This is a genomic window from Amycolatopsis sp. NPDC089917 (genome assembly GCF_040684635.1).
Taxonomy (GTDB): Bacteria; Actinomycetota; Actinomycetes; order Mycobacteriales; family Pseudonocardiaceae; genus Amycolatopsis.
The window spans coordinates 35,019-58,375 of sequence record NZ_JBFBGL010000044.1 but is presented as its reverse complement, the minus strand read 5'-3'; the positions used below and the strand labels follow the sequence as shown (position 1 = coordinate 58,375).

At 68.8% G+C, this 23,357-nt stretch carries 26 protein-coding genes; 11 read left to right on the top strand and 15 right to left on the bottom strand.

What is annotated here, in order from left to right:
- Positions 1-55: 55 nt before the first annotated feature.
- Entirely contained in the window at positions 56-1,621 is a 1,566-nt protein-coding gene (locus tag AB0N89_RS28225) for a S8 family serine peptidase (RefSeq protein ID WP_364210205.1), read from the bottom strand.
- A 390-nt stretch (positions 1,622-2,011) separates the two neighbouring features.
- On the opposite strand from AB0N89_RS28225, the gene AB0N89_RS28220 reads away from it, so the two are divergent.
- Positions 2,012-2,527, top strand: a complete 516-nt coding sequence (locus AB0N89_RS28220) for an N-acetyltransferase (RefSeq protein ID WP_364210202.1) — start codon at positions 2,012-2,014, stop codon at positions 2,525-2,527.
- Here AB0N89_RS28220 and AB0N89_RS28215 read toward each other — a convergent pair.
- Genes AB0N89_RS28215 through AB0N89_RS28200 form a run of 4 tightly spaced genes read right to left on the bottom strand, consistent with a single transcriptional unit; the run spans position 2,524 to position 5,877 of the window.
- On the bottom strand, positions 2,524-3,423 hold the full coding sequence (locus AB0N89_RS28215; RefSeq protein WP_364210199.1) for an ABC transporter substrate-binding protein: 900 nt from the start codon (positions 3,421-3,423) through the stop codon (positions 2,524-2,526). The two genes, AB0N89_RS28220 and AB0N89_RS28215, sit on opposite strands and share 4 nt — an antisense overlap.
- Positions 3,420-4,109, bottom strand: coding sequence for an ABC transporter permease subunit (locus AB0N89_RS28210; RefSeq protein ID WP_364210196.1), 690 nt, complete (start codon positions 4,107-4,109; stop codon positions 3,420-3,422). The genes AB0N89_RS28215 and AB0N89_RS28210 overlap by 4 nt, the downstream gene beginning before the upstream one ends.
- The gene (locus AB0N89_RS28205) at positions 4,106-4,789 is read right to left on the bottom strand and encodes an ABC transporter permease (protein ID WP_364210193.1); all 684 of its coding nucleotides are present in this window, start codon (positions 4,787-4,789) and stop codon (positions 4,106-4,108) included. Before AB0N89_RS28205 ends, AB0N89_RS28210 begins: the two co-directional genes overlap by 4 nt.
- Positions 4,789-5,877, bottom strand: a complete 1,089-nt coding sequence (locus tag AB0N89_RS28200) for an ATP-binding cassette domain-containing protein (RefSeq protein ID WP_364210190.1) — start codon at positions 5,875-5,877, stop codon at positions 4,789-4,791. Before AB0N89_RS28200 ends, AB0N89_RS28205 begins: the two co-directional genes overlap by 1 nt.
- A 91-nt stretch (positions 5,878-5,968) precedes the next feature.
- Here AB0N89_RS28200 and AB0N89_RS28195 point away from each other — a divergent pair, with 91 nt between their 5' ends.
- Entirely contained in the window at positions 5,969-7,372 is a 1,404-nt protein-coding gene (locus AB0N89_RS28195) for a bis-aminopropyl spermidine synthase family protein (RefSeq protein ID WP_364210187.1), read from the top strand.
- A gap of 114 nt (positions 7,373-7,486) precedes the next feature.
- Here AB0N89_RS28195 and AB0N89_RS28190 read toward each other — a convergent pair whose 3' ends face one another.
- Positions 7,487-8,647: an NADP-dependent malic enzyme gene (locus AB0N89_RS28190; RefSeq protein WP_364210184.1), complete on the bottom strand. Its 1,161-nt coding sequence runs from the start codon at positions 8,645-8,647 to the stop codon at positions 7,487-7,489.
- 402 nt (positions 8,648-9,049) lie between these two features.
- Between AB0N89_RS28190 and rfbC the strand changes: the two genes are divergently transcribed.
- A complete protein-coding gene (gene rfbC / locus AB0N89_RS28185; RefSeq protein WP_364210181.1) occupies positions 9,050-9,655 on the top strand; it encodes a dTDP-4-dehydrorhamnose 3,5-epimerase in 606 nt (201 codons plus the stop codon).
- A gap of 1 nt (position 9,656) precedes the next feature.
- On the opposite strand, the gene AB0N89_RS28180 is transcribed toward rfbC, so the two are convergent.
- Positions 9,657-11,264, bottom strand: coding sequence for a GMC oxidoreductase (locus AB0N89_RS28180; protein WP_364210178.1), 1,608 nt, complete (start codon positions 11,262-11,264; stop codon positions 9,657-9,659).
- A 168-nt stretch (positions 11,265-11,432) separates the two neighbouring features.
- Between AB0N89_RS28180 and AB0N89_RS28175 the strand changes: the two genes are divergently transcribed.
- Positions 11,433-12,110 carry a hypothetical protein gene (locus AB0N89_RS28175; RefSeq protein WP_364210175.1) on the top strand — a complete coding sequence of 226 codons (678 nt, stop codon included), beginning with the start codon at positions 11,433-11,435 and terminating at the stop codon, positions 12,108-12,110.
- A gap of 102 nt (positions 12,111-12,212) precedes the next feature.
- Here the strand turns inward: AB0N89_RS28175 and AB0N89_RS28170 are convergent, their stop codons facing one another.
- Complete coding sequence (locus AB0N89_RS28170; RefSeq protein WP_364210172.1) at positions 12,213-12,527, bottom strand: hypothetical protein; 315 nt, start codon at positions 12,525-12,527, stop codon at positions 12,213-12,215.
- Between the two features lie 30 nt (positions 12,528-12,557).
- Positions 12,558-13,034, bottom strand: coding sequence for a hotdog fold domain-containing protein (locus tag AB0N89_RS28165; protein WP_364210169.1), 477 nt, complete (start codon positions 13,032-13,034; stop codon positions 12,558-12,560).
- Between the two features lie 62 nt (positions 13,035-13,096).
- On the opposite strand from AB0N89_RS28165, the gene AB0N89_RS28160 reads away from it, so the two are divergent.
- The gene (locus tag AB0N89_RS28160; RefSeq protein ID WP_364210166.1) at positions 13,097-13,690 is read left to right on the top strand and encodes an acid phosphatase; all 594 of its coding nucleotides are present in this window, start codon (positions 13,097-13,099) and stop codon (positions 13,688-13,690) included.
- Positions 13,691-13,692: 2 nt separating this feature from the next.
- Positions 13,693-14,175, top strand: a complete 483-nt coding sequence (locus AB0N89_RS28155; RefSeq protein ID WP_364210163.1) for a GNAT family N-acetyltransferase — start codon at positions 13,693-13,695, stop codon at positions 14,173-14,175.
- Here the strand turns inward: AB0N89_RS28155 and AB0N89_RS28150 are convergent.
- Positions 14,172-14,672 (bottom strand): hypothetical protein, encoded by a 501-nt coding sequence (locus AB0N89_RS28150; protein WP_364210160.1) that lies wholly within the window; start codon positions 14,670-14,672, stop codon positions 14,172-14,174. The genes AB0N89_RS28155 and AB0N89_RS28150 overlap by 4 nt on opposite strands.
- Before the next feature lie 282 nt (positions 14,673-14,954).
- Here AB0N89_RS28150 and AB0N89_RS28145 point away from each other — a divergent pair, with 282 nt between their 5' ends.
- Positions 14,955-15,881, top strand: coding sequence for a diacylglycerol kinase family protein (locus tag AB0N89_RS28145; RefSeq protein ID WP_364210157.1), 927 nt, complete (start codon positions 14,955-14,957; stop codon positions 15,879-15,881).
- A gap of 273 nt (positions 15,882-16,154) precedes the next feature.
- Complete coding sequence (locus AB0N89_RS28140; RefSeq protein WP_026466945.1) at positions 16,155-16,409, top strand: WhiB family transcriptional regulator; 255 nt, start codon at positions 16,155-16,157, stop codon at positions 16,407-16,409.
- A gap of 302 nt (positions 16,410-16,711) precedes the next feature.
- Here AB0N89_RS28140 and AB0N89_RS28135 read toward each other — a convergent pair whose 3' ends face one another.
- From AB0N89_RS28135 to AB0N89_RS28125, 3 genes are all read right to left on the bottom strand, one after another.
- Positions 16,712-18,235 carry a histidine kinase N-terminal domain-containing protein gene (locus tag AB0N89_RS28135; protein WP_364210154.1) on the bottom strand — a complete coding sequence of 508 codons (1,524 nt, stop codon included), beginning with the start codon at positions 18,233-18,235 and terminating at the stop codon, positions 16,712-16,714.
- Between the two features lie 248 nt (positions 18,236-18,483).
- On the bottom strand, positions 18,484-18,807 hold the full coding sequence (gene rsrA / locus AB0N89_RS28130; protein WP_093939353.1) for a mycothiol system anti-sigma-R factor: 324 nt from the start codon (positions 18,805-18,807) through the stop codon (positions 18,484-18,486).
- Positions 18,804-19,442: a sigma-70 family RNA polymerase sigma factor gene (locus AB0N89_RS28125; RefSeq protein WP_364210151.1), complete on the bottom strand. Its 639-nt coding sequence runs from the start codon at positions 19,440-19,442 to the stop codon at positions 18,804-18,806. Before AB0N89_RS28125 ends, rsrA begins: the two co-directional genes overlap by 4 nt.
- 190 nt (positions 19,443-19,632) lie before the next feature.
- Here AB0N89_RS28125 and ybaK point away from each other — a divergent pair, with 190 nt between their 5' ends.
- Both ybaK and AB0N89_RS28115 read left to right on the top strand, forming a co-directional pair.
- On the top strand, positions 19,633-20,109 hold the full coding sequence (gene ybaK / locus AB0N89_RS28120) for a Cys-tRNA(Pro) deacylase (RefSeq protein ID WP_364210148.1): 477 nt from the start codon (positions 19,633-19,635) through the stop codon (positions 20,107-20,109).
- Between the two features lie 230 nt (positions 20,110-20,339).
- The gene (locus AB0N89_RS28115) at positions 20,340-20,903 is read left to right on the top strand and encodes a hypothetical protein (RefSeq protein WP_364210145.1); all 564 of its coding nucleotides are present in this window, start codon (positions 20,340-20,342) and stop codon (positions 20,901-20,903) included.
- On the opposite strand, the gene AB0N89_RS28110 is transcribed toward AB0N89_RS28115, so the two are convergent.
- Together AB0N89_RS28110 and AB0N89_RS28105 are read right to left on the bottom strand one after the other, a co-directional pair.
- Complete coding sequence (locus tag AB0N89_RS28110) at positions 20,853-21,461, bottom strand: alpha/beta family hydrolase (protein WP_364210142.1); 609 nt, start codon at positions 21,459-21,461, stop codon at positions 20,853-20,855. The genes AB0N89_RS28115 and AB0N89_RS28110 overlap by 51 nt on opposite strands.
- Positions 21,458-22,216, bottom strand: a complete 759-nt coding sequence (locus AB0N89_RS28105; RefSeq protein WP_364210139.1) for an SOS response-associated peptidase — start codon at positions 22,214-22,216, stop codon at positions 21,458-21,460. The genes AB0N89_RS28110 and AB0N89_RS28105 overlap by 4 nt, the downstream gene beginning before the upstream one ends.
- Positions 22,217-22,317: 101 nt before the next feature.
- Between AB0N89_RS28105 and rsgA the strand changes: the two genes are divergently transcribed.
- Entirely contained in the window at positions 22,318-23,328 is a 1,011-nt protein-coding gene (rsgA, locus tag AB0N89_RS28100) for a ribosome small subunit-dependent GTPase A (protein ID WP_364210136.1), read from the top strand.
- The last annotated feature ends 29 nt before the right edge of the window (positions 23,329-23,357 follow it).

The window sequence follows — 23,357 nt, the reverse complement described above, 5'->3', positions numbered from 1 at the left end:
GAAGGCCCCCTTCCCAGCAGGAGGAAGGGGGCCTTCACGTACTCCAGGGGGTGGATCAGACGGTCAGCGACCAGCTGTTGAGCGAGCCGGTGTCGACCCGGTACACGTCCTGCACCTTGAGCTTCCAGGCGCCGTTCGCGGCCTCGGCCGCGGCGTTGACGGTGTAGGTGGTGTTGATGTTGTCGGACGAGTCGCTGCTCGAGTTCTTCAAGCGGTACGACGTGCCGTCCGGCGCGACCAGGTCGATGACCAGGTCACCGACGTAGGTGTGGGTGATGTTCACCGCGACCTTGGTGGTGCCCGAAGCGTTGCGGGCGCAGTTCGCGACGGTGATCGTGCTCGTCACCGCGGCACCGGCGTCGGGGATGGCGATGACGCCGCTGTTGGTCTGCGTGCCGCAAGGCGTCGGCTCGGGGCCGGGGCCACCGCCGGTACCGGTGTAGAGCAGCACGTTCGGCGAGCCGGTGCCCGGGTTGGTCACCTTGTCCTTGGTGCCGGCGTTGACCAGCGCGTCACGGACCTGAGCGGGCGTGGCCGACGGGTTGGCGGAGACGTAGAGAGCCGCCGCGCCGACGACGTGCGGGGTCGCCATCGAGGTACCGCTGATGGTGTTGGTGCCGTTGTTCAGCCACGTCGACGTGATGCCGCTGCCCGGCGCGAAGATGTCGAGGCAGGTGCCGATGTTGGAGAAGTCGGACCTGGCGTCGGTGTTGGTGGTCGAGCCGACGGTGATCGCCTCGGGCGTGCGGGCCGGGGAGGTGTTGCACGCGTTGGCGCCGTAGTCGTTGCCCGCCGCGACGCCGTAGGTGACGCCCGACGCGATCGACCGCTGGACGGCCTGGTCGAGGGTCGCCGAGGCACCGCCACCGAGGCTCATGTTCGCGACGGCGGGCTTGACGGCGTTCGCGGTCACCCAGTCGATGCCGGCGATGACACCGGCGGTCGTCCCGGAGCCGGAGCAGTTCAGCACGCGGACGGCGACGAGCTTGACGCCCTTGGCCAGACCGTGCGCGGTACCGCCGATGGTGCCGGCGACGTGGGTGCCGTGGCCGTTGCAGTCCGTGGCGTCGTTGTCGTTGTCGACGGTGTCCCGACCGTGGGTCGCGCGCCCGCCGAAGTCGGGGTGCGTGGTGAGGATGCCGGTGTCGACGACATACGCGGTGACGTTCGACGCCGTGGTGCTGTAGCTGTACTTGTTGTCCAGCGGGAGGCTCTGCTGGTCGACCCGGTCCTGGCCCCAGGACGGCGGGTTCGGCTGATCCGTCGAGACCGAAACGGTCTGGTTCTGCTCCACGTAGGCGACAGCGGGGTCGGCGGCGACGCGCTTCGCCTGCTTTTCGGTCAGCGCGCCGGAAAAACCGTGAACCGACGCCGCGAAGGTCTTCTCGACCTTGCCGCCGTGGCGGTTCGTCACGCTCTTCGCGGTGGCTTCGACCGACGAGCCGTCCTTCAGCACGACGATGTAGCTGTCCTTGATCGCCTTCGCGCTGCCCGCGTTGACGATCGAACCCTCCGCCGCCGAAGCGACGGTCGTGCCGCCGAGCGCGGTCAGCACGGCGACGGCCGCCGTGACACCGAACACCGGCAGACGTCTCTTCAATGATCCCAGGGAATTGTTCAAGATATTCCTCCCAGGCAGGGTCGACCCGCGGGCATGAATCGCCCGCCGGATCGTTGGGGTTAATCAGAGGTGAAGCGCGTTCACTTCCGAACGCAGGCTGAGACTAAGTCGCCTTTTCACCCCAAGGAAGACCTTGCATTACGGACATCCGGGTAGTAATGGGCGTCACATCGACGCAGCTCGGGCACCGTTCAGCCCCCGCCTTTAGTCGCGTTTTGCGCCGTACGGACCACGAAGAATTGGGAATCCGCACATCCGGTGGTCGCTTTCCGGACAGCAGATCGTTTCAGCGGCGTGGAAGTACACACGGATGGCCGCCTACTAAAGTCGCGACCACCCCGGGCGGAAATCGATTTCCATCCTACCTTCGGATGGAGCACACTCGGCCGCATGCTGCTCCGACAGGAAACCCCGGCCGACCGGGAAGCGATCCACGCCGTGCATCTGGCCGCTTTCGCGAAACGAAGTGTCCCGGTGGTCGAGGCGAAACTCGTCGACGAACTCCGCGCCGACGGCGATCTGCTCGGCGCACTGTCCATCGTGGCCGAACGCGACGGCGAGGTCGTCGGCCACGTGTGCTGCAGCCCGTCCCGGCTCGGCGCCGACGAGAAGTCGACGGTCGGCCTCGGCCCGCTGGGAGTACTGCCCGAGCTCCACGCCTCCGGCATCGGATCCGCGCTCATGCACGCCGTGCTCGGCGCCGCGGACGCGCTCGGCTACGGCGCGGTGGTCCTGCTGGGCGACCCGAAGTACTACTCCCGCTTCGGTTTCGTGCTCGCCGAGCGGCACGGGATCACGCCGCCGGTCGCCGAATGGGCGCCGCATTTCCAGGTCCGCACCCTGAGCGCGTATCGCCCCGGGCTCCAGGGCGAATTCCGCTACTCCCCCGCCTTCGACCGCCTCTAGGCGGGCGCGAGGAGGTTGTTCTTCCTCAGGAACTCCTCCGCGACGTCGAGCGGGTTCCGCTTCTCCTCGCTGAACTGGACGTTCAACTCGGTCAGCTGATCGGTCGTGAGCGCCGCCGAAACCCGGTTCAGCGCGTCGGCTTCCTTCGGCGACAGCGTCCCCTTCGCGACGAGCGGGACGATGTTCTGCGCCGGGAACATGTTCTTGTCGTCCACCAGCGGCACGAACCCGTTCGCGGTGATCGAGGACGACGTGCTGAACAGGTCGGCGACCTGGACGTCACCGGATTTCAGCGCGGCGACCGTGACCGGGCCGCCGGTGTCGGTCGTGCGGATCTCGGCGAACTCGCAGCCGTAGAGATCCTTGATCTTGTCCTTCCAGCGACTGCTCCACTGCCCCGGACCGCCGAACACGAACTCCTTGCACCGCTTGCCGAGATCGGAGAAGGTCTTGATCCCGGAATCGGCGAGTTCCTTGCGCACCACCAGAAGATCCTTGTCCTCCGCGGGCGCCTGGTCGAGCACCTCGAACCCGGACGGCAACTTCTGCTTCAGCTGCGCGTAGACGTCCTGCGGAGTGGTGGCCTGGGTCTCCTTGTCGAAGTAGCGCAACAGGTTCCCGCTGTAGTCCGGCACCACCGAAAGCGATTTGTCCTGCAGTGCCTTGACGACGACCTCGCGGCTGCCGACCGGCGGGCGCACGGTCACGTTCTCCGCGCCCGCGTTGCGCAGCGCGCCCGCGTAGATCTGGGCCAGCAGAAGGCTTTCCCCGACATCGGACGCGCCGATGATGATGTCGCCGGTCGCCCCGCCCTCGGCACCACCGGCGAGCGGGTTGCCGCACGCCGTCGCCAGCAACGCGATCCCGGCCAGAAGCGCCGTCACCGTCCGCTTCATACCTTCGCCTTCTTCCCGCTCGCGGCCTGCGCCAGCCGAACGCCCTTGGGCACCAGCAGCCGCTGGACGCCCGCCAGTGCCAGGTCCAGCACGACGGCGAGCAACGTCGTCAGGAGCGCGCCGGCGACCACCTGGGGATAGTCCAAAATGGCCAGTCCGTCGAGCAGGAACCGGCCGAGCCCGCCGAGCCCGACGTACGCGGCCACGGCGGCCGTCGCCACCAGTTGCAGCACCGAATTCCGCACCCCGCCGAGCACCAGCGGCAGCGAAATGGGCACCTCGACCTTCCACAACCGTTGCCAGCCGGTCATCCCGATGCCCTGCGCCGCGTCGACCACGCCGTGATCGGTCGCCTGCAGGCCCGCGTACGTCCCGGCGAGGATCGGCGGGACGGCGAGCACCACGAGCCCGATGATCGTCGAGATCTCGCTCTCGGTGAAGAGCAGGAACAGGAAGGTCACCAGGCCCAGCGTCGGCAGCGCGCGGATCGCGTTGCCCCCGCTCACCAGCAGCACCGCGCCGCGGCCGGTGTGCCCGACGTAGAGCCCGAGCGGGATCGCGATGATCAGCGCGAAGACCAGCGCCAGCGCCGTGTAGCCGAGATGCTGCAGCAGCCGGGCCGGGATGCCGTCCGTGCCCTGCCAGTGCGCCGGGTCGCCGAACCAGTTCAGGACGTCGCCGATCATTTCGCCCCCGCCGTGGTCGCCACCCGGTCCCAGGGTGTGAGGAGATTGCGGAGCTGCACCAGCACCAGGTCGACGATCAGCGCGAGCAGCAGGGTCGCGACGATCCCGACGACGATCGGCGAGAAGTACTCGCGCTGGAAGCCGTCGGTGAACAGCACGCCGAGCCCGCCGGTGCCGATCAGCGCGCCGACGCTGACCAGGCTGATGTTGCTGACCGACGCCACCCGGACGCCCGCCGCGAGCACCGGCACCGAAAGCGGCAGCTCCACGGTGAGGAAGCGGCGCGCGGGTTTGTAGCCGACCGCCGTGGCCGCGGCGACGACGTGCGGCGGGACGGCGTCGAGCGCGTCCAGCACCGGCCGCACCAGCAGGGCGGCCGTGTAGATGGTGAGCGCGACGATGACGTTGACGCTGTCGAGGATCTTCGAACCGATGATGCCCGGGATCACCACGAACAGGGCGAGCGACGGGATCGTGTACAGCAGGTTCGACGCCACCAGCAGCACGGACCGCGCCGGGCCGAACCGATGGCCGAGCCAGCCGGCCAGCACCGCGATCACCAGGCCCAGCACCAGCGGCACCAGCGAGAGGTAGATGTGGTCCAGCAGGTCGCCGAAGAACTGCGAGCGGTTGTTGGCGCTGCCCAGATAGCGTCCGAGCTCCGCGAAGAAGTCGCCCATCAGGAACTCAGCGACGGCGCTTCGATCACTTCGAGGACTTGCTGGGCTCTGACCACCCCGAGGACCTTCTGGTCGGCGTCGACCACGACCCCGAGGCTCGCGGGCGAGGACAGCGCGGCGTCGAGCGCGCCGCGGATCGGCGATCCCTGGACGTACAACGAGCCGCCCGCGACGAGGTCGGTCTCGGCGAGATCTCCGTCCACAGTGGACCCGGGACGCAGCCAGCCGCGCGGCTGCCCTTCGGCGTTGACCGCGACCAGCCAGTCTTCGGACGGCCCGGGAACCGGCTTGCCGACCTCGACCCGCTCGACCTCTTCGACGACGATCCCTTCCGAGGAAAGGAAGGAGAGGCCGCGGTAGCCGCGGTCCTTGCCGACGAACGACGCCACGAAGTCGTCGACGGGATGGCGCAGCACCTCCGACGGCGTGCCGTACTGCGCGAGCACACCGCCGACGCGGAGCACCGCGATCTTGTCGCCGAGCCGCACGGCCTCGTCGATGTCGTGGGTGACGAACACGATCGTCTTCCCCAGCTGCGACTGCAGGCGCAGCAGCTCGTCCTGCAATTCCTCGCGGACGATCGGGTCGACGGCGGAGAACGGCTCGTCCATCAGCAGCACCGGCGAATCCGCCGCGAGCGCCCTGGCGACGCCGACCCGCTGCTGCTGTCCGCCGGAAAGCTGGGCGGGGTATCGCTTGCCGAGTTCCGCGGGCAGGCCGACGGTTTCGAGCAGTTCGGCCGCGCGCTTGCGTGCCTTGCCCTTGTCCCAGCCGGACAGCAGCGGCACGGTGGCGACGTTGTCCAGGACTGTCCTGTGTGGAAAGAGGCCGGCGTGCTGGATGACGTAGCCGATGCCGCGGCGCAGGAGCGCCGGGTCGCCGTCGCTGACGTCCTTGCCGTCGAGCAGCACCGCGCCCGAGGTCGGCTCGACCATGCGGTTGATCATCCGCAGCGACGTGGTCTTGCCGCAGCCGGACGGCCCGACGAAGACGGTGATGGTGCCGTCCTCCACGGTGAGGTTCAGGTCGTCGACCGCGACCGTCCCGTCCGGATACCGCTTGGTCACGCCACGGAACTCGATAGTCACGTGTCTCCCCCCATGTCTGGTCGAAAAACCGTAGCCCACATCGGCCCTGTTGGCACGGTGTCCCAGGGATCGAGTCACTAGGCTGCGGGCCGTGAGTCTTTCCGTCGATGACGTCCTCGCGGCGCACGGTGTCCACGTGCGACCGCTCCATCAGGTGATTTCCCTGCTCCGGACGGATTGGCGGGACCTCGGCGAGCTGGTCCGGATCAGCACCGCGCCCCGCCGGAGTGTCGAAGACGTCCTGAACGCGCTCGGCGGCGACCTGGAGCGGGACGACCCCCGCTTCCGGCTGGCTCCCGCCGCCCGTGAGAAGTACGCGCGCTTCGAGACGCGGGACCGGAAAACCGGCCCCGACCTGCTGAAGACCATCACCGGCCACATCGAAAACGTGCCCGCGCCGCTGGCCGCGCTCGACCACGTGCAGGCGACGCCGGAGACCGTGCTCGACCGGGCGCTGTGGCTGGACGAGCGGTACGACCTCGGCACGGCGAAGCTGCTGTTCCTGGGCGACCACGACCTCACTTCGCTGGCCGTGCGCGCGTTGCGGCCCGACGCGGACCTCACCGTCGTCGATCTCGACGACCGCGTGCTGGCCTACATCGACGAACTCGGCGAGCGGTCCATCCGCACCCTGCACACGGATCTGCGCGTCGGGCTGCCACCGTCGGTGACCGGGCGGATGGACCTCGTGTTCAGTGATCCGCCTTACACCCCCGAAGGAATGGGCCTGTTCGCCGCGCGCGGGGTCCAGGCGCTCGCGGAACCCTCGGACGGGCGGCTGCTGCTCGCTTACGGCTACAGCCCCCGGCATCCCGCGCTGGGCGCGCAGGTGCAGCGGGCGCTCGCGACGCTCGGACTGACCTTCGAAGCGATCCTGCCGGGCTTCAACCGGTACTTCGGCGCGCAGGCGATCGGGAGCGCGGCGGACCTCTACGTCTGCCAGCCGACCGCGAAGTCGAAGAAGAGCCGCGGCGGCAAAGGGAAGTCCGCGATCTACACACACGGCCCGCAGTCGGTGGAGTCCGCCGGCGGGGCCAAGCCCTCACTGCTGGACAAGCTGCACGAGATCGCCACCGAGGGGGGGCTGGCACTGGAGTCGCGGCCGGTCGACTGGTCCGTTTCCGGCCCGGAAGGCGACGCGGTCGCGATGGACCTTTCGGCCGACCCCGGCCCGTGGCTGCTGCGGACCCTGCTGGGCACCAACGCGCGGCGGCTGGCGCTGCTGGTGCCGAACGCGCATCCCGACCTGACGAACGCCGAGGCGCAGAACGCGCTCAACCGGCTGATCGGGGCGAAGTACAAACTGCGGCTGCTGCGGAGCACCCCGGACAACCGGCACGCCGTCGTCGTCGCGGACGCCGTCGAGCATCAGGAAGAGCTGCTGACCCGGGCGCACGCGCGGCTGGCGAACGTCTCACTGGACATCCCCGCGGACCTGACGGACGCGCGGTTGATCGACCTGCCGCGGCACCGGCTGGTGGAACTGCTGGGCTGAGGTGCGCGGCCCTTGCCGATCCGGATCGCCCCGGAGTGTCATGAGGGGTCCCCATGGGACGAAAAACGTCTCATGGGGACCCCTCATGACACTTGAGCGAGAGTGAAAGGGCCCCTACACCACGCCGTCGGCCTCGGCGGCCTTCGCGACCGCGGCGGCCACCTCAGGTGCGACCCGCGGGTCCAGCGGGCTCGGCACGATGCGGTCCGGACCGAGGTCGTCCTGCGCGACCGCGAAGATCGCTTCGGCCGCGGCCAGCTTCATGTTCTCCGTGATCGCCCGCGCGCCGGAGTCCAGCGCGCCGCGGAAGACGCCGGGGAACGCCAGCACGTTGTTGATCTGGTTCGGGAAGTCGCTGCGCCCGGTCGCCACGATCTTGGCGTACCGCGACGCCACCGCCGGGTGGACCTCCGGGTCGGGGTTGGACAGCGCGAACACGATCGCGTCGTCGGCCATCCCGGCCAGCAGGGACTCGTCGATCGTCGCCCCGGACAGGCCCAGGAAGACGTCGGCGCCCTTGAGCGCCTCGCCGAGGCCGCCGCGCAGACCGGCCGAGTTCGTGGTCTCGGCGAGCTTCCGCTTGATCGGGTTCAGCCCGTCGCGGCCCTCGTGGATGATGCCGCGCGAGTCGAGCACGGTGACGTCCGCGACGCCGGCGTTCTGCAGGATCCGGGCGCAGGCCACACCCGCCGCGCCCGCTCCCGAGACGACCACGCGCTGGCCGGAGATGTCCTTGCCGAGCACCTGGTTCGCCCCGCGCAGCGCGGCCAGCGTGACGATCGCCGTGCCGTGCTGGTCGTCGTGCATGACCGGGCAGTCGAGGGCCTCCTTGAGACGGTCCTCCAGCTCGAAGCAGCGCGGCGCCGAGATGTCCTCCAGGTTCACCGCGCCGAACGACGGGCGCAGCCGGACCAGGGTCTCGATGATCTCGTCGACGTCGGTGGTGTCGAGCACCAGCGGGATGGAGTCGAGCCCGCCGAAGGTCTTGAACAGGACCGACTTGCCCTCCATGACCGGCAGCGAAGCGCTCGCGCCGATGTCACCGAGGCCGAGCACCGCCGTACCGTCGCTGACCACCACGACCAGCCTGTCCGCCCACGTGTACCGCTTCGCCTTGGCCGCGTCCTCGGCGATGGCCCGGCTCACCTTCGCCACCCCAGGCGTGTACGCGACCGAAAGGTCACGGGGCGAGGAGATCGGGCGCGTCGCGGCCACGGAGAGCTTGCCGCCCTCGTGCCCCTCGAAGATCTCGGTGTCGGTCACTGGCGTGGTCATCGTGGTTCCCGTCATTGCATCCGCCGTGTCTAAGGACGGCGAAGTCTCGATTCGAGCGAAGGTCATGGGATTCTCCTGGGACTGCGAGCGGGGGAACTGGCCGGTGAGCAGGCCGGAAATGGGCGTGGCCTGGCCACCTGGGGTAACTCGTCCTCCGACACGGCAGCCCAGCGCGGTAGCGCCGGCCTGTCGGCGAAGCGTCCAATCGGCCATCGGTGCCGTGGGTGTGGCGACGGCCGCGGACGCAGCGGTCAGATCATTGTGACAGGCATGCGGACCAGTGTGCCCCTCTGGTGCGGTTCATGTCACAAAGGGGTCCGGCTTTCCGCAGCTCAAGAGAGGTATCGCAAGACGTCCGTCCGGTTTGGGAAAGCGGTGTAGGCGCTGGCTAGCATGAGAGGCATGCAAGCCAGGCGCCTCAGCATCCCCGACTGTTTCGAGTTCACCCCGCGCGTTTTCCCCGACCACCGCGGCCTGTTCGTGGCGCCGTTTCAGGAAGAGGCCTTCGTCGGAGCGGTCGGGCACCGGCTTCGCCTGGCGCAGACCAACACCAGCGTTTCCCGGCGCGGCTCCATCCGCGGCGTGCATTTCGCGGACACCCCGCCCGGGCAGGCGAAATACGTGTACTGCCCGAGCGGTTCGCTGCTGGACGTGATCGTCGACATCCGGGTCGGGTCGCCCACTTTCGGCGAATGGACGTCCGTGCTGCTCGACAGCGCCGAATACAAAGCGGTCTACATCGCCGAGGGTCTCGGCCACGCTTTCATGGCGCTCGAAGACGACACGGTCATGGCGTATCTCTGCTCCGAGCCGTACAACCCGGCCGCCGAACACGGCGTCAACCCGCTGGACGCCGATCTCGCACTGCCGTGGCCGCAGGACATCGAACCCGCGGTGTCCGAAAAGGACACTCAGGCTCCTTACCTGAAAGAAGCCCTGGAGCAGGGCTTGCTTCCGCGGTACGACGAATGCGTCAAGTACTACGAGAAACTGCGGGCCGAAGGCTGAATCAGCGCGACACGTCCTCCCGCAGCACCCGTTCCACGTTCCGCTCCGCCAGCGCGGTGATCGTCACGAAGGGGTTCACCCCGGTGCTGCCCGGGATCAGCGAGCCGTCGGTGACGTAGAGATTCCGGTACCCCTTCACCCGGCCGTACAGGTCGGTGGCCTCGCCCAGCACCAGCCCGCCCAGCGGGTGATAGGTGAACCGGTTCTCGAACGACCGCGTGTCCCCGAACAGGTCACTCCGGTAGATCGTGCGATTCGCCCGGTTGACCTTGTCGAACAACGACTTCGCCGCGTCGATCGACGGTTTCCCCTGCGAAGCGCTCCACTGGAGCCGGGCGGAGTCGCTCGCCGCGTCGTAGGTGAAGTGGCCGCGTTCGGGGTTCTTCGTGATCGCCAGGTACAGGCTCAGCCACGTCTCGATCCCGGCGGGCACCGGCGCGACCTCGGCGAAGACCGGGTTCACCGGGTCGTCCCACGCGTCGATGCCGAGCGCGGGCATCCCCGACTGCAGTGATCCGCAGACGTCCCACACGTGGTTGGCGCGGCCCAGCATCACGTTGCCGTTGGTGCCCCAGCCGCGGCCGACCTCGTCGCCGAGTTCGGGCAGCGTCCCGGTTTCCCGCGCCCGCACGAGCAGTTCCGTCGAACCGAGGCTGCCGGCGCCGAGGAACAGGTACTTCGCGCCGAGCTGTTTCCTCGCCACGACGGCGCCGTCCTCGGCGGTTTCGTGCACGGTGAGGACGTAGGTGCCGTCGGTCTGGCGGGTGATCCCGCGGACCTGGTGCAGCGTCTTGATGGTCACGTTCCCGGTGCCCAGCGCGGCCGCGAGGTAGGTCTTGTCGAGGGAACGCTTGCCGTGGTTGTTGCCGTAGATGACCTCCGAAGCGAGCGCCGACCGCGGCGCCGCGCCCGCTTCTTCCCGCTTCATGTGGTCGAAGTCGTAGACGCTGGGCACGAACACGGTCTTGAGCCCCGCTCGTCCCGCCGCCTTCCGCGAAACCCGCGCGTAGCGGTAGGAACGGCAGCTTTCGAACCATTCCGGGTCGATGTCGTTGACGCCGAGGGCGTGGTTGGCGCGGGGGAAGTACGTCCCGTACATCTCGTCGGCGTCGACGCCGGGAAGGATTTCCTCGAAGTACGATCGCTTCGGCGTCACCGCCATCGCGCCGTTCACCAGCGAACCGCCGCCGACGCCTCGTCCGACGTAGACGGACATGTCGCCGTGGTCCACCCTGTCGAGGACGCCGGGGTACCGCTTGATGTCCCGGTTGGCCACGTCCAGCCAGAGGAACGACGCGAGCGGGGCCTGCGTGCGGTTCTTGAACCACGCGGCCCGCCGGTCCGGCTTGAGCATGTCGCAGAAGATCTTGCCGTCGGGGCCGGGGTCGGCCCACAGCTTGCCCATTTCGAGCATGACGGTGGGAATCCCGGCTTCGCCGAGCCGGAGCGCGGTGACCGCGGCGCCGTAGCCGGTGCCGACGACGACCGCCGTCGAGAAGCCCGGGGCCGATTCTTCGGCCTGTGCGGTGGAAATCGTGGTGAGCCCGAGAGCGGCGGCGGAGTTGAGCGCGGTGAACCCGAGGAACTTGCGGCGCGACAGTGGGGACATGGGCCGATGATCGCCCGGCGTTCGAGCCACCTTCAAGACCGAATCCGAAATGGATTCGCGTCAGCTGGGTAAACACCGTTTATTTTCACTCGAACGGGGTGATCCCAGGGACCCCCTGGGGGTCTTCCCCGATGTGTCCCAGACCGCCACAGACCACTCTTTCCGGTCATGAGACGCCTTCTCGCAGCGGCCGCGGCCGCGCTCTCCGCCGCCGCCCTCGTCGCCCTGCCCGGCCACGCCTCCGCGGCGCCGTCCCCCGTGCCCGATTTCGACTTCTCCGCGTGCCCCGCCCCGCCCGCCGGCGCCGATCCCGGCACCTGGCGATGCGAAGCCTTTGTCTCCCAAGGAGTCCTGACCATCGGCGAGCGCGATATCCCGCTCGGGGAGATGCGGCTGACGTTCTCCGAGGGCGAAGTGGACGGAAAGTACGCGCAGGTCTTCGGCGAACTGCGGCACGCGCCCGCCAGGATCAAGGACGCTTTCGGCGCGAGCATGCAGCTGAAGTACGGGGGCTATTCGGACTTCCTGTCGAACGACGAACGCCGCGGGGAACTCGACATCTACGCGGTTCTGCGGCATCCCTTGCTGCCCAGGGAATGCACCATCGGCACACGCGACGCGCCGCTCCACTCGGTGGTCGAGGACGATCCCGCGGTGCCCTTCGAGGTGATCTCGCAGAACCCGACGACGGTGAAGTTCGGCGTCGTCGACACGCAAATCGCCGTGCCTCGCACCACCGGCTGCGGCCCCCTGTCGCCAGTAGCCGACCACTTGCTCGGGCTGCCCTCGGCGAGCGGGAAGAACACCTTCAAGCAGGTGACCTACGTGCGCTTCAAGCCCCTCTGACCGCCGTGTTTCGTCCTCTGGACGCGGTAGTTGCACGCGCAAGGACCGCATTCAGAGGACGAAACACGGTCGGTCGGGTGGTCGTGAGTGACAAGTGCCGTTCTAACCCGAATCGCCACTCACGACCTCGTCGAGATGCTGGGCCACGCGATCGAGGAACACCCTCATCGAAGTCACAGTGACCGCCTGGCCGGGCCCGACGTAGACGCACGGAACCGACCCCACCTCGGGGTCGTAGGCCATCACCGTGGCCAGCGCCTCACCCGGCAAAACGGCGTCCGCCGAGGGCGTCCCGGTCCACGAGTCCGGAACCGGACGAGCCTCCCTCAGTTGATAGACCCAAGCCTCGTCGCTGTCCAGACGGGTCGCCTGGAAGCAGAGTCTCTCGTCGCCGTCCTCGAACGCCTCGATCGTCACGCCGGAATCCTGGCATCCCGATCGACGCGGTCACATCTCTTTCTTCTTGGTGACCCAGATGGTGATGGTCGCGGTCACGACGGGCTTCCCGTGCGTGTCCGTGATCGTCACCGGCACGGGGAGCTCGAAACCCTCGTCGCCGAATTCCGGCAGCTCCGGCAGTTCCGCGACCGCGCGCAGGCTCGTCTCGGCCTTCGCCACGTACTCGACCGTCATCCCCTTGGGCAGCCAGCGATGCGTCGCCGGGACGGTCGCCTCGGCGAGCATCCCCATCGCGATCTCGGCGAGGTTGCATGCCGCGATCGCGTGAAAAGTCTTGATGTGGTTGTAAACACCCCACCACTTCGGGGAGGTCACCTCACACCGGCCGGGGCCCAGATCGCGCACCGACGGGAGCACCGTCCGGAAGTACGGCACACGCAGGCACATCGCCGCCGAGAACAGCTGTTTGCCGACCGGCTTGCCCGCCAGCCGGTTCCACATCGCGTAGGTCGGATTCTGCGCCATCACGGTCTCCTCACCATGTTACTCACGAGTAGCATAACCGGACCGCAGGCTATATTCGCAACGTGGCTCATCGGCTCTTCCTCCTCCGGCACGGTCAGACCGAGTGGTCCGTCAACGGACGGCACACCGGACGCACCGACATCCCGCTCACGGCGGCGGGCGAAGGGCAGGCCCGCGCCGCGGGCGGCACCCTGCGCGCCGTGCTCGGCGGCAATCCCGCGCTCGTCCTTTCCAGCCCCCGCACCCGCGCGCTGCGGACGGCCGAACTGGCCGGTCTGCGCGTCGACGAGGTCACCGAAGAGCTGGCCGAATGGGATTACGGCGACTACGAGGGCGTCACCACCCCGGTGATCCGCGAGACGGTTCCCGGTTGGACGGTCTGGTCGCACCCGATCCCCGGCGGCGAAAGCGCGGACGACGTCAACGCCCGCGCGGACAAGCTGATCGACCGCGTCCGCGAACCGCTCGGCAAGGGTGACGTGATCCTCGTCGGCCACGGGCACTTCAGCCGTGTCCTGGTGGCGCGCTGGATCGGCCTGCCGTCGACGGCGGGCGTCCACTTCGGACTCGACCCGGCGGGCGTCGCGGTGCTCGGCGACGAACGCGGCGAGCCCCAGGTCGAGCACCTCAACCTGCTCCCCACGACGGAGGACTGACAGTGGCCGACGACCGCATCCGGCGGATCCGCGAAGAGGACGTCGACGCCGTCGTCCGGCTCGTCTACGACCTCGCCGAGTTCGAACGTGCCCCGGACGAGTGCCACCTCACGCTCGAGCAGCTGCGCACGGCTCTGTTCGGCGACGCGCCGGCGCTGTTCGGGCACGTCGCCGAGGTCGACGGCGAGATCGTGGGCTACGCGCTCTGGTTCCTCAATTTCTCCACCTGGCGCGGCGTGCACGGCGTCTACCTCGAAGACCTCTACGTCCGCCCCGAGCAGCGCGGCTCCGGCCTCGGCAAGGCGCTCCTGGCCACCCTCGCGGCGGTCTGCGTCGAACGCGGCTACGCCCGTCTCGAGTGGTCGGTGCTCAACTGGAACCCGGCGCAGGGCTTCTACAAGTCACTCGGCGCGGTGCCGATGGACGAGTGGACCGTGGACCGGCTCACCGACGAACCCCTGAAGGCGCTCGCCGCCCAGGTCTAGTCCCGCTCCTCGCGTTCGCGACGCGCCGCACGACCGGCGGCGCCGTCGCGTTCCGCGGCCTCCTCCTCGGTCTCGCCCTCCTGCAGCCCGAGCGCCCACGCGCGCGACGGGCGCCGGAACAGCAGCACGAGGACGGCGACGCCGATCAGGCCCAGTGGCACACCCCACAGCGGCTGCCCGGACGGGCCCGCGCCGTACCAGCCGACGCCGACCAGGATCAGCGCGACGACGACGCCGGGCGACCTCGCCCAGGTCTTCCCCATGACCAGCCCGGCCGCGCAGGCCACCGTTCCGGCGGCGAGGACGAGGTAATAGGCGACCTCGGCCAGCAGGTTCTCAGGTCCGGCCTGGCCGTTGACCAGGAGCAGGACCGCGAACACGATCAGGGCGAACCCCGGCAGCGCGGTGATCACCCCGGCGAGGCGGACTTCACGGGGCGCGGGTGAGAGCTTGTCGGCGATGGACACGGCGAAACAGCCTTCCAGGCTTCCGGACACGGCGCTCCACCAGGGCGGGTCACCGTACGTGAGCACTTTCGATCGTATGCCACCCGGTCGGCCGGTTTCCCCTGACCGTCGTAGGGGAAGAATTGGGAGTGTCGTCGATGAGCGGGCGGTCGGCCCGGGTGCACTTGTCACGACGGAGCTGTCATTCACCGGCAGTGAAGGAGGGACGCCCGCCACAGGGCCATGCGGTGCTGCCTCGAGGACGTCGCGCGGCTGAGCTTCGCGTCACGTGAAGCTCCCACCTTCGAACCGAAGTCACTTACCCTGCGGTATGTGCGTGCCATCCTCCTCGTGAATCCCCAGGCAACCTCGACCACCGCCGGTGGCCGTGACGTGCTGGCGCACGCACTGGCCAGCCAGGTCAAACTGGACGTGGTGGAGACCGACTACCGCGGCCACGCGATGGCCGTGTCGCGGTCCGCCGCCCGTGACGGGATCGACCTGGTGGTCGCCCACGGCGGCGACGGCACGGTCAACGAGGTGGTCAACGGCCTGCTCGCGGACGCCGACGGCGATCCGGCGAAGGTCGGCGACGTCCCCATGCTCGGTGTCGTGCCGGGCGGCTCGGCGAACGTCTTCGCCCGCGCGCTCGGCATCGCGCACGATCCGGTGGAAGCCACCCATCAGCTCCTGAACGCCATCGAGAACGACCGGAGCCGGAAAGTCGGCCTCGGGATCGCAGACGGCCACTGGTTCACCTTCAACGCCGGACTGGGCTGGGACGCCGACGTCGTCGGCCGGGTGGCCAAGCGCCGGGGCAAGCAGACCACCGCCGGGCTCTACATGAGGGCCGCGGTGGCGTCGCACCTGCGGCCTCCGCTGGGCCGCCCGCCCCTCACCGTCAGGATCCCGGGTGAAGAGCCCACCGAAGTGCTGAGCGCTTTCGTGTCGAACACCGATCCGTGGAGTTACCTGGGGGACCGTCCGGTCCACCTGAACCCGGGCAGCTCGTTCGACACCGGATTGGGCCTTTTCGCGTTGAGCGGTCTGCGCTTGCCCACCGTGTTCAAGCATGTACGGCAGGCGTTGCTCACGAAGAGCAACCAACGCGGACGACGTCTCCTTCGTCACGATGACCTGCCGATGATCCGCATAGACGCTGCTGAACCGGTAAACTTCCAGGTGGACGGCGACCTCGTCGGCCAGCGGAAGAGGGTGGAGTTCTTCAGCGTCCCGGAAGCACTGACGGTAATCGTCTGACGACCGGACCGCTGATCGCCTGCGGCAAAGTACGACCTGCCGCTCATCGACGCAGAACCTCCGCTCACCGCATCGACCTTCCCTTCGGAAGGCCGTTTCGGAACGAAACCGCAGGTCAGAAGCGTCGCTCGGCCGGGTGAGCTGACTCACCGATCTTCGGAAAACCCTTGTCGAAACGGGTGCTTCGTGAAAGCATTCACAAGCACCCAAAAAAACGACCGCCATGACGACTATGGCGCGGAGTACCGCGCCATTATGAAGGAGCTCAGAAACATGGACTGGCGCCATGACGCTGCCTGCCGAGACGAGGACCCCGAGCTGTTCTTCCCGGTGGGAACCAGCGGTCCTGCTCTGTCGCAGGTGACTCAGGCGAAATCCGTGTGCCACCGCTGCACCGTCGCCTCCGACTGCCTGGCCTGGGCCTTGGCCAGCGGGCAGGACGCGGGCGTGTGGGGCGGGATGAGCGAGGACGAGCGACGCGCCCTGAAGCGCCGTCGTACGCACATCGGCACGCGTACTTCCGCCTGAGTTTTCAAGACTCAGCACGCTTCACCAATAATCGAGCAAGACCCCAAGCTTCGGGAAGTTCCCGCGGCGCGATGGCTGCATGGCCCTGCGTCGTGAGGTGACACGTACCCGACTTGAGCTTAACAAGCGAGGCCGACACACCCTCACGGGGGTCTGGCTTCCAGGACTTTTTCAAGTCCTCCCGCGGAACCGTTACAGGGCCGGCGCCATCTTCTCTTCGGGCGCCGGCCCTAAAACGTGTCCGGGTGAGACTGTCCACCGCGAACGACCACAAGGGACAGTCCATTCCGGACCGCGCTGATTCACAGCCGACGTGACAACGGGATCCGCAAGGCCGCTTCCGTCCCGGCGCGTCGTCCGCCCGGTTCCTCGGAATCCCCGCGCAGCCCGCGGATCGACAGCGAGCCGCGCAGTTCCGACTCCACCAGGGTCCGCACGATCTGCAGCCCGAGACCGTCGCTGCGTTCCAGTGAAAAACCCGAAGGCAGTCCGCGCCCGTTGTCGCGGATGACGATGTCGAGCCAGCGGGCGGATCGTTCCACGACGAGTTCGACCTTGCCCGGCCGTGCGTCGGGGAACGCGTGCTCGATGGCGTTCTGGACCAGTTCGGCGAGCACCATCACCAACGGCGTCGCGATCTCGGCGACGACGACCCCGAACGAGCCGGTGCGCGAAAGCCCGACCTGCGACTCGGCCGTCGCGACCTCGCCGACCATCGGGAGGACGTTGTCGAGCAGCTTGTCGAGGTCGACCCGCTCGTCCACCGAGATGGACAGCGCTTCGTGGACCATCGCGATCGACGAAACCCGGCGCACGGACTCACCGAGGGCGAGCCGCGCCTCCTCGCTGGAGGTCCGGCGTGACTGGAGCCGCAGCAGCGCGGCGACGGTCTGAAGGTTGTTCTTCACCCGGTGGTGGATCTCGCGGATGGTCGCGTCCTTCGACAGGAGGGCGCGGTCACGGCGTTTCACCTCGGTGACGTCGCGCACCAGCACCAGCGCGCCGGCGGCCTGCCCGGCGGGGCGCAGCGGCAGCGCACGGAACAGCACGACGGCGCCACGCCGGGAATCCGCCTCCGTGCGGCTGCTGGGCTTGCCGTCGAGGGCTTCGATGATCCGGTGCGAAACCTCGGTCGCGTCGAACGGGTCGCGGATGAGCGACCTGGTCAGCGGCGCGAGGCGCTGCCCGACGAGGTCGGATTCGTGCCCCATCCGGTGATAGGCCGACAACCCGTTCGGGCTGGCGAAGACCACCGTGCCGGTCGGGTCGAGCCGGATCAGGCCGTCGCCGACCCGCGGGCTGGTGTGCGTGTCCGTCTGGTTCCCCGGGCTGGGGAAGGTGCCGTCGACGATCATCTGGCACAGGTCGCCCGCGCTGCCGAGGTAGGCGATTTCGAGCGGGCTCGGCACCCGCGAGGCCGCGAGGTTCGTCTCGCGGCTGAGGACGGCGATCACCGTGCCGCCGAACACCACCGGGATGGCTTCGCGGCGCATCGGCAGGTCGCGGTACCAATGGGGGTCTTCTTCGCGGCAGATCCGCACCTCGCGGCTCGCCTTGGCCAGCTGCGGGTGCTCGCCCTCGGTGAACCGGGTGCCGACGACGTCCTCCGGATGGGCCGTCGGCGCCGTCGTCGGGCGGGCGTGCGCGACGCAGACGTAATCGCCGCCGTCGGGCTGCAGTTCCTGTGAGACGGCGACCCAGAGCAGGAAGTCGGCGAAGGACAGGTCGGCCAGCAGTTGCCATTCGGCGACCACGGTCTGGAGATGGTCCGCGGCTTCGCCGGACAGGCCGGTGTTCTCCGCGAGCAGATCGGAAAGGGTGGACACGTCCCCATCCAAGCAGGGTGAGGGCCGCATGACACACTGGAGAGGTTGACCCTGGCCCAGCGGTGTCGTATCACCCCGCGAGGGCCACCCGGACGAGGAGTGAAACATGTCGAAGCGCGCCCGCAAGCGTCGCGACCGTAAGAAGAACGGCGCGAACCACGGCAAGAAGCCCAACTCCTGATCATCGATCAGACAGCGAAGGCCCCCGCACCGATCCGGTACGGGGGCCTTCGTGTGTCCTGAGCGGGCTACTCGAAGGTCTGCTCGATCTTGACCTCGGTGCGCTCGATGGTGATCGCGCCCTTGGTCTGCACGGTCTGGCGGATCGAGGCCCGCAGCCGGGACTTGAGGTCGTCCGGCGCGTGGTCGCCACCGCACTTGCGGGCGAGCAGCTGCTTGATGTGCTCGTCGATGCCGTATTCCTCGAGGCACGGCGGGCAGTCCTCGATGTGCTTGCGGAGGGCGGCGTCACGCTCGGCGCTGCACTCCTTGTCGAGGAGCAGGTAGATGTCGGCGAGGGCTTCCTCGCACTTCACCTTGTCGTCCGCGCCGGAGCAGTAGTCGTCGGTCATCGCCCCGCCACCTCCTGCTTTTTGCCGGCGCGGATGAAGCCCCGTTCGCGGGCGACGTCGGCGAGCAGGTCGCGGAGCTGGGCGCGGCCGCGGTGCAGCCGGGACATCACGGTGCCGATGGGCGTGTCCATGATCTCGGCGATCTCCTTGTACGCGAAACCTTCGACATCCGCGAGGTAGACCGCGAGGCGGAACTCCTCGGGCAGCTTCTGCAGCGCTTCCTTGACGTCGGCGTCGGGCAGGTTGTCCATCGCCTCGACCTCGGCCGAGCGCAGCCCGCTGGAGGTGTGACTCTCCGCCTTGGCGATCTGCCAGTCGGTGATCTCCTCGGTCGGCTGCTGCACCGGCTGGCGCTGACGCTTGCGGTAGCCGTTGATGTAGGTGTTCGTGAGGATGCGGTACATCCACGCCTTGAGGTTCGTACCCGCCTTGAAGGACGCGAAGGCCGCGTACGCCTTCAGGTACGTCTCCTGGACGAGGTCCTCCGCGTCGGCGGGATTCCGGGTCATCCGCATGGCGGCCGAGTACAACTGGTCGAGCAGGGGCATCGCGTCCCGCTCGAAGCGCTCGGCCCGCGCGGCCGCCTCTTCGGCGTCCGTGCCCGTGTCCGGCGCGGGATTCTGCGTGCTCGGCAAACCGTTCCCTTCCCGATCGGCGTCGATGCGCTTGTGCGCATGAGACGTCGTCGAGTTTACGCGCGGACGGATCACCTGGCCGCCCGGCGTGCGCGGGATCAGGATTCGGGGAGCTTCGAGTGTGGTGGACACGTGCCTTTCAACAGTGCGGCCCGGCCGGGCATTCCCGGCGCGCTCGTAGACTCCGCCCATGGCAGGCAAGGGAACCCCGGCGACGGCGCTGCTGGCGAAGCGCAAAGTGGCGCATGTTCTGCACGCCTACGACCACGACCCGCGGGCCGAGTCGTACGGCCTCGAAGCCGTCGAAGCGCTGGGTCTGGACCCCGCGCGCGTGTTCAAGACACTGGTCGCCGAAGTTGACGGGAAACTGACCGTCGGTGTGGTCCCGGTCACCGGCCAGCTGGACCTGAAGGCGCTGGCGGCCGCCGCCGGCGGGAAGAAGGCGAAGATGGCCGACCCCGCGGCCGCGCAGCGCGCGACCGGGTACGTGCTCGGCGGGATCTCGCCGCTCGGGCACCGGAGCCGGCTGCCGGTGGTGATCGACGCCTCGGCGGAGAAGTTCGAGACCGTGCACTGCTCGGCCGGCCGTCGCGGCCTCGAAGTCGAACTCGCGCCCGCCGACCTGGTGCGCCTCACCGGCGCCGTGGTCGCCCCCATCGCCGGCTGACTCCTCCGGCGGGCGGTCTGCTGAACGCGGCGGGAGCGCGTAGGTCGGGGTGGTCGTGAGTGGCACTTTCGCGTGCCCGACCGGACGACACGCGTGATCAGCTGGACGAAACGCGGGAGGGCGGATTCACCCCAGCGAGGGAGGGCGGTCGGTCCGCGGCGGGAAGATCCAGCGCCCGCGTCCGGGAATCGTCGTAGTCCAGCGAACGACGACTCCTGGGGAGCGACGAAATGACCAAGACCGTGCCCGATGTTCCGAGGTGGGCGAACCTCGCCGCCCACGCGGCCCTGCTGACGACCCTCCCGTCCGGACTGTGGCGGATCGCGATGGGACTCGGCATCCCGGTCGGGTTCACCGCGCAAGGACTGACGGAGTTCGGCATCCCTGGCTGGGGCACCGCCTACGTCTTCGGCCTGAGCCTCCTCGCCGAGACGCTCGCGTTCCTCACCCTCGGGCTCGTCCGGCCGTGGGGTGAGGTGTGGCCAAGCTGGATCCCGGTGCTGCGGGGACGGCGGGTTCCACCGCTCGTCGCGATCGCGCTGGCCGCCGCGGGCGCGATCGCCCTGACCGTGCTGAGCGTCCAAGCACTGTTCGGCTGGAACGAGGCGGGGTCGTCGATGTCGCCGGGCAGCTGGGAGGACTCGCCCGTCTACGGCGTCGTGATGGCCGCCTGTTACGCGCCACTGCTGCTCTGGGGTCCGCTGCTGGCCGCGGTCACCGTGCACTACGCCCGGCGACGGCTTTCAGGCGAGCGGCCGCAGCACACGCTCCAGCCACTCGGCGGCCGCGCGTGACACGCCGTCGAGATCGGCGCTGAGGTTGTGGTCGCCCTTGAGCACCACGATCTCGTGATGCGGCCCCGCCTTGGGCAGGCCGAACGGGTCCCGCTCGCCCTGGACGACCAGCGTCGGGACCTCGACGGCGTCGAGTTCACCCTGCCGGGTCTTCTCCGGCTTCCCCGGCGGATGCTCGGGGAAGGCCAGGCAGAGCACCGCCACCGCCTGCCCCGCCGCGGCGGTCCGGCAGGCGACACGGGCCCCGGAGGACCGGCCGCCGAACACGATCGGGAGATCGTCGAAACGCTCGGAGATCTCGTCGGCGACGGTGAGCCAGGCGGTGTCGAGCTGCGTGGCGGGGGCGGGGGCCCGGCGGCCCGCCACCCGATACGGCTGTTCGACGAGCGCGACGTGAACGCCCGCGACCTGCGCCGCCCGCGTGACCGCGACCAGGTCCTTCGCGCCGATCCCGCCGCCCGCGCCGTGGCCGAGCATCAGCACCGCGGTGCCTTCCTCGGCGCAGTGCAACTCGGCCCGCGCGGGGCCGTAGGCGGTGTCGATCTCCAGCGTCGTCATGAGTTCGGCATGTCGAACAGCGCGCTTTCGGCGGCGGGCTCGACCCGGTCCAGCAGCTCGGGACCGTTGTTGCGGACGCTGTTGACCAGGCTGGACACCGGCCGCAGCTCGATCGTGTCCACCAGGTCCACCGGCGGCGGGACGAGCAGGTCGGTGACGTCGGGCAGGTCGGGGTCGAGCCAGGTGTCCCACTTCTCGCGCGGCATCAGCAGCGGCATGCGGTGATGGACGTCGGTGAGCCTGCCGACCGAGTCCGTGGTGATCACCGAAAAGGTGATCAGCGGGTCGGCGTCCCTGTCGTCCTTCGGCCGCCAGGTCTCCCAGATGCCGGCGAAGGCGAGCGACCCGTCACCGGGTCCGGTCATGAAGAAGGGCTGCTTCTCCTTGCCGTCGCGCCGCCACTCGTACCAGCCGTCGGCGGGGACCAGGCACCGCCGCGAGGAGACGGCCTTCTTGAAGGACGGCTTCTCCTTGGCGGTCTCGGCGCGCGTGTTGATCATCTTCGAGCCCACACCGGGGTCCTTCGCCCAGAACGGGACCAGGCCCCAGCGCATCATCCGCAGCGACCGGACGGTGGGCTCGTCTTCGAGCACCGCGCCGTCGGCGTCACGCGGGTGGCGCTGCACCACGGTGGGGACGTCCTTGGTCGGCGCCACGTTGTGATCGGTCCGGATGCGGCCCTCGGTCAGGTCGACCGCGGCGAATTCGTCGATCAGCGCCGCGGGGTCCTTGGTGGCGGCATAGCGCCCGCACATGCGAAAACCTCCCTAATCGACAGTCATCGTTACACGCCGGCCGGACGTTGGCGAGCAGCATGGGATCATTGGCGCGCGGTGTTCGGAGAGCAGGAGGCGGTTTGGCGGGCAAGGACTGGCGCAAGCTGGACGAATCCGATGTGCGGATCCGCCCCGGCAAGGGCACCAGGCCGCGCAGCAAACGTCGTCCCGAGCACGCGGACGCTTCCACGGCGATGGTCATCGGGAAGGACCGCGGCCGCTGGACCTGCGCGATCGACTCGGATCCGGAGCGGGTCGTCACCGCGATGCGGGCCCGTGAGATGGGCCGGGTCTCGGTGGTCGTCGGCGACACCGTCGGCATCGTCGGCGACGTGAGCGGCAAGCCCGACACCCTCGCCCGGATCATCCGGGTGGAGGAACGCTCCAGTGTGCTCCGCCGGACGGCGGACGACACCGATCCCTTCGAACGGGTGGTCGTCGCCAACGCCGAGCAGCTGCTGATCGTGACCGCGCTGGCCGATCCCCCACCGCGCACCGGCTTCATCGACCGTTGCCTCGTCGCCTGTTACGCGGGCGGCCTCGAACCGGTCCTGTGCCTGACGAAGGCCGACCTCGCGAGCCCGGACGAGCTCCTCTCCGGCTACGCGGGCCTCGACATCCCGGCCGTGGTCACCCGCCACGACGAGCACCCGGAGGAGCTGACCGAACGGCTCAAGGGCCGGGTCACCGCGCTGGTCGGGCATTCCGGCGTCGGGAAGTCCACTTTGGTCAACCGGCTGGTGCCGGACGCCGGCCTGGCGACCGGCGTGGTCAGCGCGGTCGGCAAGGGCAGGCACACGTCCGTCGCGGCGGTCGCGCTCCCCCTGCCCGGCGGCGGCTGGGTGGTCGACACCCCCGGCGTCCGTTCGTTCGGGCTGGCGCACGTGACCGCCGACGACATCGTGCTCGCGTTCGAGGAGTTCGCCGCGGCGGCCGAGGAGTGCCCCTCCGGCTGCGGTCACCTCGGACCGCCTTCGGATCCGGATTGCGCGCTCGACGACGTGGTCACCGAGGGTCACGCAAGCGTGGACCGTTTGGACTCTTTGCGAAGGCTTTTGGGCTCCCGAGCTGGACATGACGACGATCGGTAACTAAATCCAGCTTCGCGCGATAACCCGTT